This window comes from Micromonospora marincola, assembly GCF_056150385.1.
In genome coordinates this window covers 83,557-96,646 of record NZ_JAXCFT010000007.1, presented here as the reverse complement: position 1 = coordinate 96,646, position 13,090 = coordinate 83,557, and the positions used below count along the sequence as shown (strand labels likewise).

At 72.5% G+C, this 13,090-nt stretch carries 9 protein-coding genes; 2 read left to right on the top strand and 7 right to left on the bottom strand.

Translation table 11 applies throughout. The features are described from left to right. Positions 1 to 52: 52 nt before the first annotated feature. Positions 53 to 2,503: a Tex family protein gene (locus SM450_RS17825; protein WP_474620855.1), complete on the bottom strand. Its 2,451-nt coding sequence runs from the start codon at positions 2,501 to 2,503 to the stop codon at positions 53 to 55. Between SM450_RS17825 and SM450_RS17820 the strand changes: the two genes are divergently transcribed. Then, positions 2,486 to 3,946, top strand: coding sequence for a nucleotide sugar dehydrogenase (locus SM450_RS17820; RefSeq protein WP_474620854.1), 1,461 nt, complete (start codon positions 2,486 to 2,488; stop codon positions 3,944 to 3,946). The genes SM450_RS17825 and SM450_RS17820 overlap by 18 nt on opposite strands. A gap of 45 nt (positions 3,947 to 3,991) precedes the next feature. Then, a complete protein-coding gene (locus SM450_RS17815) occupies positions 3,992 to 5,503 on the top strand; it encodes a deoxyguanosinetriphosphate triphosphohydrolase family protein (protein WP_474620853.1) in 1,512 nt (503 codons plus the stop codon). Positions 5,504 to 5,527: 24 nt separating this feature from the next. On the opposite strand, the gene SM450_RS17810 is transcribed toward SM450_RS17815, so the two are convergent. From SM450_RS17810 to SM450_RS17785, 6 genes are all read right to left on the bottom strand, one after another. Then, positions 5,528 to 6,673, bottom strand: coding sequence for an MBL fold metallo-hydrolase (locus SM450_RS17810; RefSeq protein WP_474620852.1), 1,146 nt, complete (start codon positions 6,671 to 6,673; stop codon positions 5,528 to 5,530). Between the two features lie 80 nt (positions 6,674 to 6,753). Beyond that, positions 6,754 to 7,701 (bottom strand): SDR family NAD(P)-dependent oxidoreductase, encoded by a 948-nt coding sequence (locus tag SM450_RS17805; protein WP_474620851.1) that lies wholly within the window; start codon positions 7,699 to 7,701, stop codon positions 6,754 to 6,756. Beyond that, entirely contained in the window at positions 7,698 to 8,882 is a 1,185-nt protein-coding gene (locus SM450_RS17800; RefSeq protein WP_474620850.1) for a zinc-dependent alcohol dehydrogenase, read from the bottom strand. Before SM450_RS17800 ends, SM450_RS17805 begins: the two co-directional genes overlap by 4 nt. A gap of 758 nt (positions 8,883 to 9,640) precedes the next feature. Beyond that, on the bottom strand, positions 9,641 to 10,402 hold the full coding sequence (locus SM450_RS17795; protein WP_358043294.1) for a succinate dehydrogenase/fumarate reductase iron-sulfur subunit: 762 nt from the start codon (positions 10,400 to 10,402) through the stop codon (positions 9,641 to 9,643). Continuing rightward, positions 10,399 to 12,333, bottom strand: coding sequence for a fumarate reductase/succinate dehydrogenase flavoprotein subunit (locus SM450_RS17790; protein WP_474620849.1), 1,935 nt, complete (start codon positions 12,331 to 12,333; stop codon positions 10,399 to 10,401). The genes SM450_RS17795 and SM450_RS17790 overlap by 4 nt, the downstream gene beginning before the upstream one ends. 1 nt (position 12,334) lies before the next feature. Further along, positions 12,335 to 13,066, bottom strand: a complete 732-nt coding sequence (locus tag SM450_RS17785; RefSeq protein WP_474620848.1) for a succinate dehydrogenase cytochrome b subunit — start codon at positions 13,064 to 13,066, stop codon at positions 12,335 to 12,337. Positions 13,067 to 13,090 lie beyond the last annotated feature (24 nt).

Sequence of the window (13,090 nt, the reverse complement as noted above, 5' to 3'; positions counted from 1 at the left end):
ACCGTACGCCGGTCGCCACCGCCGCCGCCGGTCCGGTCCACGGCGGGCCGGGTCAGAGCAGGCCGGCCCGACGGAGGGCGTCGGCCATCGCGCTGTCGGCGGGCGGCCCGCCGCCGTCGCGCCCCTGGCGTCCCTGCCCGCCGCGTCCCTGCCCACCCTGGCCCTGTCCGCCGCGACCGGCTTGGCCCTGCCCGCCCCGACCGCCCTGGCCCTGCCCGCTCCGAGCGCGGTCGCCGCGGTCTGGGCCGGTCCGGCCCTGGTCGCCGCGGTGCTGCCGGCCGCCGTCGGCCCGGCCGCCGCCCCGCCCGGCCCCCGGCTCCGCCTCGTCGTCCAACCGCAGGGTCAACGAGATCCGCTTGCGCGGCACGTCCACGTCGAGCACCCGCACCTTCACCACGTCGCCGGACTTCACCACGTCGCGCGGGTCCTTGACGAACGTGTGCGACATCGCCGAGACGTGCACCAGCCCGTCCTGGTGCACGCCGACGTCGACGAACGCGCCGAACGCGGCCACGTTTGTGACCACGCCCTCCAGCACCATTCCCGGCGTCAGGTCACCGATCTTCTCGACGCCCTCGACGAAGGTGGCGGTGCGGAACTCCGGTCGCGGGTCCCGGCCGGGCTTCTCCAGCTCGGCGAGGATGTCGGTGACCGTGGGCAGGCCGAAGGCGCCGTCGACGAAGTCGGTGGCCCGCAGGCCACGCAGGATCGCGGACTTCCCGATCAGCGCGCGCAGGTCCTGCCCGGTGGTGGCGAGGATGCGGCGCACCACCGGGTACGCCTCGGGGTGCACGCTCGACGAGTCGAGCGGGTCGTCGCCGCCGGGGATGCGCAGGAAGCCGGCGCACTGCTCGAACGCCTTCGGCCCGAGCCGTGCGACCTTCTTCAGCTCGCCCCGGGTGCGGAACGGCCCGTTGGCGTCCCGGTGCAGCACGATGTTCTCCGCCAGGCCGGCGCCGATGCCGGAGACCCGGGTCAGCAGGGGAGCGGAGGCGGTGTTGACGTCGACGCCGACGGCGTTCACGCAGTCCTCGACCACGGCGTCGAGGGAGCGGGACAGCTTCACCTCGGACAGGTCGTGCTGGTACTGCCCGACGCCTATCGACCGCGGGTCGATCTTCACCAGCTCGGCGAGGGGGTCCTGGAGGCGACGGGCGATCGAGACCGCGCCGCGCAGCGACACGTCCATCGTGGGCAGCTCCTGCGAGGCGTACGCGGAGGCCGAGTAGACCGACGCGCCGGCCTCGGAGACCATCACCTTGGTCAGGCCGAGCTGCGGATGCCGCGTGATCAGCTCACCGGCGAGCTTGTCGGTCTCCCGGCTGGCGGTGCCGTTGCCGATCGCCACCAGTTCGACGCCGTGCGCCCCGGCCAGCTTCGCCAGCGTGTCGATCGAGGCGTCCCACTGCCGGCGCGGCTCGTGCGGGTAGATCGTGTCGGTGGCGACCACCTTGCCGGTGGCGTCCACCACCGCCACCTTCACCCCGGTCCGCAGGCCCGGGTCGAGACCCATGGTGGCGCGGCTGCCGGCGGGGGCGGCGAGCAGCAGGTCGCGCAGGTTCGTGGCGAAGACCCGGACGGCCTCCTCCTCGGCCGCCTGCCACAGCCGCATCCGCAGGTCCGCGCCGAGGTGGATGAGGATCCGGGTACGCCAGGCCCAGCGCACCGTGTCGGCAAGCCACCGGTCGGCGGGCCGCCCCCGGTCGGTGATGCCGAACCGGCCGGCCACGGCGGCCTCGTACCGGCTGGGCCCGGTGGCCGCGTCGGCGTCACCGTCGGCCTCCGGGGACATGGTCAGCTCCAGCACGTTTTCCTTCTCGCCCCGGAACATGGCGAGGATCCGGTGCGAGGGGAGCTTCGGGTACGGCTCGGCGAAGTCGAAGTAGTCGGCGAACTTCGCGCCGGCGGACTCCTGGCCCTCGCGTACCCGGGAGACCAGGCGGCCCCGCGACCACATCTGCTCGCGCAGCGTGCCGATCAGGTCGGCGTCCTCGGCGAAGCGCTCGATCAGGATGGCCCGTGCGCCGTCCAGCGCGGCGGTCGCGTCCGCCACGCCCCGGTCCGCGTCGACGAAGGTGGCCGCGAGCGTCTTCGGGTCCTGCGTCGGGTCGCCGAGCAGCGTGTCGGCGAGCGGCTCCAGCCCGGCCTCGCGGGCGATCTGCGCCCGGGTCCGCCGCTTCGGCTTGTAGGGCAGGTAGATGTCCTCCAGCCGCGACTTCGAGTCCGCGGCGAGGATCTGCGCCTCCAGCGCCTCGTCCAGCTTGCCCTGGCCGCGGATCGACTCCAGCACCGCGGCCCGGCGCTCGTCCAGCTCGCGCAGGTAGCGCAGCCGCTCCTCAAGCGTGCGCAGTTGCGCGTCGTCGAGCAGGCCGGTGGCCTCCTTGCGGTAGCGGGCGATGAACGGCACGGTGGCGCCGCCGTCGAGCAGTTCGACGGCCGCCCGCACCTGGCGCTCGGCGACGCCGAGTTCCTCGGCGATCCGCTTGTGCACAGACTGAGTCACGATCCTGATCCGCCTTCTCGGGTGGGTTCGTCGTGCATTCTGCCCGCTCGGGTCGGACGCCGCGCACCGCGGCGCTCCGCCCCGGCCGCCGGCCGGACCCGATATCCCGAAAACGGACTTCCGGCCTCAGAAACCCCTCTAGCCTCCAACCAGGTGATTTCCTACGTGTCGGGAGTCCGGGTGAGCGCTGAGAAGGTAGTCGTCATCGGCCAGGGGTACGTGGGTCTTCCGCTGGCCATGCGGGCCGTCGAGGCCGGCTTCGAGGTGGTGGGCCTGGACGTCGACGCCGACCGGATCAAGCGGCTCGCCTCCGGCGAGTCGTTCGTGGAGGACATCCCCACCGACCGCCTCGGCCGCGCGCTCAGCAGCGGTCGCTACCGTCCGACCACCGAGTACGCCGACGCCGAGGGCTTCGACGTCTGTGTCATCACGGTGCCGACGCCGCTGCGCGACGGCACCCCGGACCTGAGCTACGTGGAGCAGGCCGGCATCCACGTCGGCCCGTACGTGCGGCCGGGCGCCACTGTGGTGCTGGAGTCGACGACGTACCCGGGCACGACCGAGGAACTGCTCCGCCCGCTTCTGGAGACGGCCAGCGGGCTGCGTGCCCCGGGCGACTTCCACCTCGGCTACAGCCCCGAACGCATCGACCCCGGCAACCCGACCTGGCGGCTGGAGAACACGCCGAAGGTGGTCTCCGGCGTGGACGCCGCCGCCCGGGACCGGGTGGACGGGTTCTACCGCCGGATCGTGGCGCGGACCGTGCCGGTGTCCTCCCCCCGGGTCGCGGAGCTGACCAAGCTGATCGAGAACACGTTCCGCCAGGTGAACCTCGGCCTGATCAACGAGCTCACCATGCTCTCCCACGGCCTGGGCATCGACGTGTGGCAGGCGATCGACGCGGCCGAGACGAAACCGTTCGGGTTCATGTCGTTCCGGCCCGGCCCCGGCGTCGGGGGCCACTGCCTGCCGATCGACCCGTGCTATCTGTCCTGGCAGGTCAAGCGCCGACTGGGCCGGCAGTTCCGCTTCATCGAGCTGGCGAACGACGTCAACCACGAGATGCCCGAACACGTGGCGCAACGGGTCATGGCCGGGCTGAACCGCACCGGCCGTGCCGTCAACGGCGCCCGGCTGCTCATGCTCGGCCTCGCGTACAAGAAGAACACCGGCGACATGCGCGACTCGCCCGCCGCGGACGTCGCCCAGCGGCTGTGCGCCCTCGGCGCCGACGTCCGGGCCGTCGAGCCGTACGCGGAGGAGCACCAGATCCCGGCCGGCGTGCTCGTGGTGCCGCTCACCGAACGGGAGGTCGACGCCGCCGACGCGGTGATCGTCACGACCGACCACGACGTCTTCGACTACGACATGGTGTCCCGCCGGGCCCGCTACGTCTTCGACGCCCGGAACCGGTGCGCCGGGCCGGCCGTGGAGCGTCTCTAGGAGCACCCTGCCCCGACCGTCGCCACCTGCGCTAGCGTGGCGATCATGGAGGCACCTGCGGACCCCCGGGCCCGGCGGCTCTTCGGGGGCAGCGCCCGGGCGCTCGGCGACCTGGCCGCCAGCCCCTTCCGGGCCGACCGGGACCGGATCGTCTCGTCACCGTTCTTCGCCCGGCTGAACGGCGTCACCCAGGTGATCAGTCCCGGCGGCTCCGGGTTGCTCGTGCACAACCGGCTCACCCACAGCCTGAAGGTGGCCCAGGTGGCCCGCGCGATCGCCGAGCGACTGACCGCCGACCCGGCCCACCGGGACCTGCTGGAGAAACTGGGCGGGTGCGACCCGGAGGTGGTGGAGGCCGCCGCGCTCGCCCACGACCTCGGGCACCCGCCGTTCGGGCACCTGGGCGAGCGGGTCCTGGACCGGCTGGCCCGGCAGCGGCTCGGGTTGACCGACGGATTCGAGGGCAACGCCCAGTCGTACCGCATCGTCACCAGCACCGAGATCCGCGGCGCGGCGACCACCGGGCTGGACCTCACCGCCGCGGTCCGGGCGGCGATGCTGAAATATCCGTGGACCCGGCTGGACCACCCCGACCCGCACCCGCGGCACCTCGACCCGGCGCCCCGGGGCGCCGCGCCGCCCCCGGACGACCCGGAGAGCGGGTCGCTGAAGTTCGGCGCGTACCGGACCGAGCTGGACGACCTGCGGGCGGCCCGGGAGCCGTTCGCCGGGCGCATTCCGGACTGGCAGCAGACCCCGGAGGCGTCCGTGATGGACACCGCCGACGACATCGCGTACGCCATCCACGACGTGGAGGACTTCTATCGCGTCGGGGTGCTCCAGCAGGGCGCGGTGGCCGCCGAGCTGATGGCCTGGCAGCGCGAGCACGGGCACCTGCGGTCGATCACCACCTCGGCGCTCGACACCGCCGGCCGGCGGCCCGGAGCGGCGATCGAGCGACTCCGTCGCCAGTTGCACCGCAAGGACGGCTGGATCGCCGACGACGAGGCGTTCGCCGCCGCGGTCGAACACGTGCGGGAGGAACTGGTGGAGGGGTTGCTGGCGCTGCCCTTCGACGGCTCGATCGAGGCGGAGCAGTACGTCGCCCGGTTCTCCGCCCGCTGGTCCACCCGTTTCGTGGACGCCATCACGGTGACCCCGGAGCCGGACGTCCGGTCCGGGTACGTGCTGCTCGGCAAGGCGCAGTGGCACGAGGTGCAGGTGCTCAAGTTCGTCCACCACCGGTTCGTGCTGGCCCGGCCGGACCTGGCCCTGCACCAGCGCGGCCAGGCGCGGCTGCTGGACACGCTCGTGGAGGCGCTCTGGGAGTGGCTGCTGGACCCGGAGGAGGAGTCCCGGCTGCCCCGCCGGCTGCACGACCTGGTGGAGCTGGCCGAGGCGGAGCTGCATCCGCGTACCCCGGACCGGATCGGCCGGGCCCGGGGCCGGGCCATCGTCGACTTCGTCGCGCAGCTCACCGACGGCCAGGCGGTGGCGATGCTCGATGCCCTGTCCGGGCGTTCCGGCGCGTTGTGGACCGACGCCTTCGTGCTCTGACCCGCCTCGGGCGACCACGCCCGGTCAGGCGACGGCCTGCCACCAGCCGTCCACGGCCGGCGGCTCGTCGACCACCACCCGCTCGCCGGGGCGCGGCACGGCCAGCCGGACGTCCCGCGCCTTCGCCTCGGCCCAGAGCCGGTCCACCGGCTCGGACCAGTCGTGCAGGGCCAGGTTGAACGTGCCCCAGTGCACCGGCACCAGCAGCTCGCCGCGCACGTCCAGGTGGGCGGCGACCGCCTCCTCCGGGAACATGTGGATGTTCGGCCAGGCCCGGTCGTACGCGCCGATCTGCATCAGCGTCACGTCGAACGGCCCGTGCTCGGCGCCGATGTCGGCGTAGCCGTCGAAGTAGCCGGAGTCGCCGGTGTAGAAGACCTTCCGCCGCGCGCCGGCCACCACCCAGGAACTCCAGAGCGTGCCGTCGCGGCGCAGCCCGCGACCGGAGAAGTGCTGCGCGGCGGTGGCGGTGAGGGTCAGCCCACCGGCCCGGTGGCTCTCCGACCAGTCCAGCTCGACGATGCGGTCCGCCGGCACCCCCCAGCGGTCCAGGTGCGCGCCGACACCGAGCGGCACCACGAACGGCGCGGACTGGTGGGCGAGGAGCCCCCGGACCGTCGCCATGTCCAGGTGGTCGTAGTGGTCGTGCGAGATGAGGATGGCGTCGAGGCGGGGCAGCTCGTCCAGGCGGACCGGCGGCTCGTGGATGCGTCGCGGGCCGACGAGCGCCGACGGCGAGCACCTGTCGCTCCACACCGGGTCGAGCAGCACCCGGTGCCCCTCGATCTCGACGAGCGTGGAGGCGTGGCCGTACCAGACCACGTTCAGCTCGCGGTCCCGGTCGGCCGGCGCGGCGTCGGCGGGGCGCAGCAACGGTACGGCGCTGCCGGGCCGACGCTTCTGCTTGCCGAAGATCAGTTCTCGGACCAGGTTGCGCCCCGGGTCGGCGACCATGGCGGCGTTCCGGCCGCTCGGGTTGTGGAACGTGCCGTCGCGGAACCGCGGTGATCGGGCCGCCCGATCGGCCCGCGCGCCGCTGAGCCGGCCGCCGAGCTGGGCCGGCACGTCCCGCGCCGCCCACGCCAGCCCGGCGACCACGGCCAGCCCGGCGATCCGCCACCCCCGCCCGCCGCGCGCGACGTCCGTCTCCTGCTCCCGTGGTGCCCGCATGCTCGTCCCCTCCGCCGTGTCCCGCAGTACACGGTAGCCACCTCCGCGCCGGTCCGTGCGAGCGCCGGGCGCCGGCGCGCTCAGCGCAGCCGCCGCCGGACCGCCGAGCCGACCGCCGCGGTCGCCCCGCCCACCGCGCGCACCACGGCGGACAGGTCGGGCAACCACCCGCCCCGCACCGCCTCGCCGCCCGGGTTCGGGGTGAACACGACGCCCGGGTTGGGGGGCGTCGGCCGGTTCGTCAACCCGCCGACGCGCATCAGCGGCCCGACAAGCACGTCGTAGACGGCCGGCAGCGCGGTGAAACCGACCCGCATGAACAGGTTCACCCGGCCCACCGAGATCTCCCGGCGCGGCCTGTCGGCGCAGTGCGCGATGGCCCGGGCCACCCGCTCCGGTGTGGTGATCGGCAGCGGGGGCCGCCCGATCCGCCCCACGTAGTTCGCCGCCTGCTGGTAGACCGGGGTGTCCACGCTGCCCGGGGTGACCAGGCAGACGTGCACCCCGGCCAGGTCCCGCGACTCCTGCTGCAACGCCCGCGCCAGGCCGTGCAGCCCCCACTTGCTCGTCACGTATCCGCTCATGTAGGGCGCGGTGACGTGGCCCAGCACCGACCCGGTGAGGATCAAGGTGCCCCCACCGGCCCGCTTGAAGTGCCGCAGCGCCACCCGCGCCACCCCGGCGGCGGCCAGCAGGTCGGTCCGGACCACCTGCTCGAAGACGTCCGCCGGGATCTCCTCGAAGCGCCCGTACGCCATCACGGCCGCGGTGTGCACCCACACGTCGATCCGACCGGACCCGGCGACCGCGGTGGCCGCCAGCGCGTCGAGCGCGTCCGGACCGGTGACGTCGGTGGGCACGGCGCGCACGTCCGCCGCGCCGGCGTCGACGCACTCCCGGCGTACCTGCTCCAGGGTTTCGGGGGAGCGGGCCGCGAGGACCAGACGGTCCCCGCGGCCCGCGAACTCCCGGGCCGCCGCCCGGCCGATCCCGCTCGTCGCGCCGGTGACGACCACCGTCCGGGTCACGGTGCGAGCACGACCTTGACGCAGCCGTCGGACTTCTGCTGGAACATCTCGTACGCCTGCGGCGCCTGCGCCAGCGGCAGCCGGTGGGTCCGCAGGTCCTCCACGCCCAGCGGGTCGTCGTCGCGCTCCAGCAGCGGGATGATGTCGTCCACCCAGCGCCGCACGTGGCACTGCCCCATGCGTAGCTGGATGCCCCGGTCGAACATCTCCATCAGCGGCATCGGGTCCTGCTCGCCGCCGTACACCCCGGAGATCGAGACGGTGCCGCCGCGCCGGACCGCCTTCAGCGCGGCGTGCAGCACCACGAGCCGGTCGACGCCGGCCGCGTCGATCATCGGCTGGGCCAGCTTGTCCGGAAGCAGACCGGCGGCGGCCTGGGCGATCTTGCCGACCGGCGCGCCGTGCGCCTCCATGCCTACGGCGTCGACGACCGCGTCCGGCCCGCGCCCGTCGACCAGGTCGATGAGCGCGCCGGGCACGTCGTCGAGCTGGCTGACGTCGAGCACCTCGATGCCGTGCCGGCGGGCCATCGCCAGCCGCTCCGGCACCAGGTCCAGGCCGATCACCCGGCCGGCGCCCAGGTGGCGGCCGATCCGGGCGCAGAACTGCCCGACCGGGCCGAGGCCGAACACGGCAAGCGTGCCGCCCGGCGGGGTGTCCGCGTACTTCACCGCCTGCCAGGCGGTCGGCAGGATGTCGGAGAGGTAGAGCCACCGCTCGTCCGGCCCGGTGTCGGGGATCGTGATCGGGCCGAACTGGGCCTGCGGCACCCGCAGGTACTCGGCCTGTCCGCCGGGGACCGAGCCGTAGAGCGAGGTGTAGCCGAACAGCGACGCGCCCTTGCCCTCGGCGGTGACCTGGGTGGTCTCGCACTGCGCGTAGAGCTGCCGCTCGCACATCCAGCAGTGCCCGCAGGAGATGTTGAACGGGACGACCACCCGGTCGCCCTTCTTCAGCCGGGTCACTCCGGACCCGACCTCCTCGACGATGCCCATCGGCTCGTGCCCGAGCACGTCGCCGGGCTTGAGGTACGGGCCGAGCACCTCGTACAGGTGCAGGTCGGAACCGCAGATGGCGGTCGAGGTGATCCGGACGATCGCGTCTGTCGGCTCCTCGATCCGGGGGTCCGGGACGTCCTCGACCCGGACGTCACGCTTGCCTTGCCAGGTCAGTGCCTTCATGCCTGAATGTCCCCTCCTCGGTGCCGTCCATCGGACTGCTACCCGCGAGGAGTGACTTGAACCGGAGCCGTCGCCGCGAGACGCCGCGGGTCGGCGCGGGTGCCGGCGGTGTGCGCGGTCCTGGCGGTGTGCGCGGTCCCGGTGCACCGCGAGTGCCGTCGGTGCTGGCGGGAGCCCCGTGGTTCCGCACCGTGTCGGTGTGTGCCAGCGGCAGCCTAGGAACTTGATGACGCAGGTGGTTCATCGCGCCACTCCGCCGCCTCCGCCGTGGACTACGCCTTGCGTCGCCCTGGCTTTCGGTCACTCTGAGGCGGCCTTGCGCTGCGCGTCAGCCGGTTCGGCGTCGTGCCCCGCATGGTCACCCCGGGCGCACCGGCGGACCTCCGATGATCCACACCAGTCCGGTGAGGTGGCGGTATCCCCGCCTGTCCGATACCCCCACTCCGCCGGAGTGGTGTGGATCAAGCCTGGCAGTCCACCACTTCGCCGAGCTGGTGTACACCCTGCTGCTCCCGGTCCCCCGCCGCCGGTGTCCCGGACCTTTGCGCCGCCCGCCTGATGCATCTGCGTCATCAAGTTCGTAGCGGCCGGGGAGCTTACTTCCCGGACAGCACCACGCGCGCTCTCCGCGCCGGACCGCGCCGCGCCGGGTTGGCCCAGGTGGGATGACTGCCGGGGTGGCGTACCCCGGGAAACGGCGACCGCCGCTCCTCCGTGGTGCGGGGCGCGGCGGTCGCGTGGGTTTCGACGACGGGGGGTCAGGAGCCGGGGGTGCCGGCGCGCTTGGTGGTGGCCTTGAGGTAGTCCCGGTTGAGCCGGCCGATGGTGTTCAGCGGGATGCCCTTCGGGCAGGCCGAGGCGCACTCGCCGATGTTTGTGCAGCCGCCGAAACCGGCCTCGTCGTGCGCGTCGACCATGCCGATCACCCGGGTGTAGCGCTCCGGCTGGCCCTGGGGCAGCAGCGAGAGCTGGGTGACCTTGGCGGCGGTGAACAGCATGCCGGAGCCGTTCGGGCAGGCCGCCACGCAGGCGCCGCAGCCGATGCAGGCGGCCGAGGAGAACGCGGCGTCCGCGTCGTCCTTGGCCACCGGGGTGGAGTGCGCCTCCGGGGCGCTGCCGGTCGGCGCGGTGATGTAGCCGCCGGCGGCGATGATCTTGTCGAAGGCGTTCCGGTTCACCACCAGGTCCTTGACGACCGGGAAGGCGCGGGCCCGCCAGGGCTCGATGTCGATCGTCTCGCCGTCGGAGAACTGCCGCATGTGTAGCTGGCAGGCGGTGGTGCCGCGCTGCGGGCCGTGCGCCTCACCGTTGATCATGAGGCTGCACGTGCCGCAGATGCCCTCGCGGCAGTCGTGGTCGAAGGCGACCGGCTCCTCGCCGTCGAGGATCAGCCGCTCGTTGAGGACGTCGAGCATTTCCAGGAAGGACATGTCCGGGGACACGTCCGGCACCGGGTAGGTCACCATCCGACCCTTGTCCTCGGGGCCGGACTGGCGCCAGATGCGCAGGGTCAGGTTCACTTGTAGCTCCGCTGCGAGGGGTGGACGTATTCGAAGGTCAGGTCTTCCTTGTGCAGCACCGGCTCGCCGGTGCCGGCGTACTCCCAGGCGGCCACGTACGCGAACCGGTCGTCGTCGCGCTGCGCCTCGCCGTCCGGGGTCTGGTACTCGGCCCGGAAGTGCCCGCCGCAGGACTCCTCCCGGTGCAGGGCGTCGACGCACATCAGCTCGGCCAGCTCGAAGAAGTCGGCCACCCGGCCGGCCTTCTCCAGCGACTGGTTCAGCCCCTCGCCGTCGCCGGGGACGCGGACCCGCTGCCAGAACTGCTCGCGCAGGGCACGGATCTCGTCGATCGCCTTGCGCAGCCCGGCCTCGGAGCGCTCCATGCCGCAGTGCTCCCACATGATCTGGCCCAGCTCCCGGTGGAACGAGTCCACCGTGCGGTCGCCGTCGACCGCGAGCAGCCGCCTGATCCGGTCCTCGACGTCGGTACGCGCCGCGACCGCCTCCGGGTGGCTGGCGTCGATCTTCTCCAGCGGGCCGGACGCCAGGTAGTTCGCGAGCGTGCTCGGCAGCACGAAGTAGCCGTCGGCCAGGCCCTGCATCAGCGCCGAGGCGCCGAGCCGGTTCGCGCCGTGGTCGGAGAAGTTGGCCTCCCCGATCACGAACAGGCCCGGGATGGTCGACTGGAGGTCGTAGTCGACCCAGAGGCCGCCCATCGTGTAGTGCACGGCCGGGTAGATCCGCATCGGCACCGTGTACGGGTCCTCGCCGGTGATCCGCTCGTACATCTCGAAGAGGTTGCCGTACTTGGCCTCGATGGCCTTGCGTCCGAGCCGGTCGATGGCGTCGGCGAAGTCGAGGTAGACGCCGAGGCCGGTCGGGCCGACGCCACGACCCTCGTCGCAGACGTTCTTCGCGGCGCGGGAGGCGATGTCGCGGGGGACCAGGTTGCCGAAGGACGGGTAGATCCGCTCCAGGTAGTAGTCCCGCTCGTCCTCGGGGATGTCCCGCGGGCCGCGGTCGTCGCCCTTGGCCTTCGGCACCCACACCCGGCCGTCGTTGCGCAGCGACTCGCTCATCAGGGTCAGCTTCGACTGGTGGTCGCCGGAGACCGGGATGCAGGTCGGGTGGATCTGGGTGTAGCAGGGGTTGGCGAAGTACGCGCCCTTACGGTGCGCCCGCCAGGAGGCGGTGACGTTGCAGCCCTTGGCGTTCGTGGACAGGTAGAAGACGTTGCCGTAGCCGCCGGAGGCGAGCACCACCGCGTCCGCCATCTCGGTGCTGATCTCGCCGGTGACCATGTCGCGGACCACGATGCCGCGGGCCCGGCCTTCGACGGTCACCAGTTCGAGCATCTCGTGGCGGGCGTTCATCTCCACGTTGCCCAGGCCGATCTGCCGCTCCAGGGCCTGGTACGCGCCGAGCAGCAACTGCTGGCCCGTCTGCCCCCGGGCGTAGAAGGTGCGCTGCACCTGCGCGCCGCCGAAGGAGCGGGTGTCGAGCAGGCCGCCGTACTCGCGGGCGAACGGGACGCCCTGGGCGACGCACTGGTCGATGATGTTGACCGAGACCTCGGCGAGCCGGTGCACGTTCGACTCCCGGGACCGGAAGTCGCCGCCCTTGACCGTGTCGTAGAAGAGGCGGTGCACCGAGTCGCCGTCGTTGCGGTAGTTCTTGGCGGCGTTGATGCCGCCCTGGGCCGCGATCGAGTGGGCCCGGCGCGGGCTGTCCTGGTAGCAGTAGGACTTCACGTGGTAGCCCTGCTCGGCGAGCGTCGCCGCGGCGGAGCCGCCGGCCAGGCCGGTGCCGACCACGATCACCGTCATCTTGCGGCGGTTGGCCGGGTTGACGAGCTTCATCTCGAAGCGGTGCCGGTCCCACCGGGTCTCGACCGGGCCGTCCGGGGCCCGGGTGTCGGCGATCGGGTCGCCCTCGGTGTAGAGATCCATGTCAGGCCACCAATCCGGTGAGTACGGCGAACGGGACCACCAGGTAGCCGGCGCAGAGCACGACGGCGAAGACGAGCGCGGCGGCGCGGGCCCGGCGCTCACCCTTCGGCGTCTGCTGGCCGAGGCTGCGGAACGCGCTGAACGCGCCGTGCCGCAGGTGGAAGCCGAGGGTCACGATGGCGAGCGCGTAGAAGAGCGTGACGTACCAGCGTTCCGGGGCGAAGTCGGCGACCACGTTGCCGTACGGGTTGGCCGGGTCGCCCTGCGGGTTCAGGTGACCTGTGGTCAGGTCCAGGATGTGGTAGATCACGAAGAGCAGGATGATCACGCCACCCCAGCGCATGGTGCGGGCCGCGTAGTTCACGTGGATCTTCCGGCGGTGCGCGTACGCCACCGGGCGGGCGGCCCGGGCCCGCATGGCGAGCACGACGGCCGCGCCGATGTGGGCCAGCACCGCCACGGTGAGGACCGTGCGCTGGATCCACAGGTACCAGGTGGCCGGCAGCAGCGGCGTGCCGATGTCCCGCAGCCAGTGCGCGTAGTGGTCGAACGAGGTCTCGCCAGTGAAGACCTTGAGGTTGCCGAGCATGTGCGCGATCAGGAACAGCACCAGGACGATGCCCGTCACCGCCATGACGACCTTCAGGCCGACGTTCGAGCGGATGGGCGACCGAGTTTTCGTGATTACCACATGACCGACGCTAGGAGCCGTACGATCAGGCGTCCAATGCATCGAAATCGCAGTGTTGATAGCCGT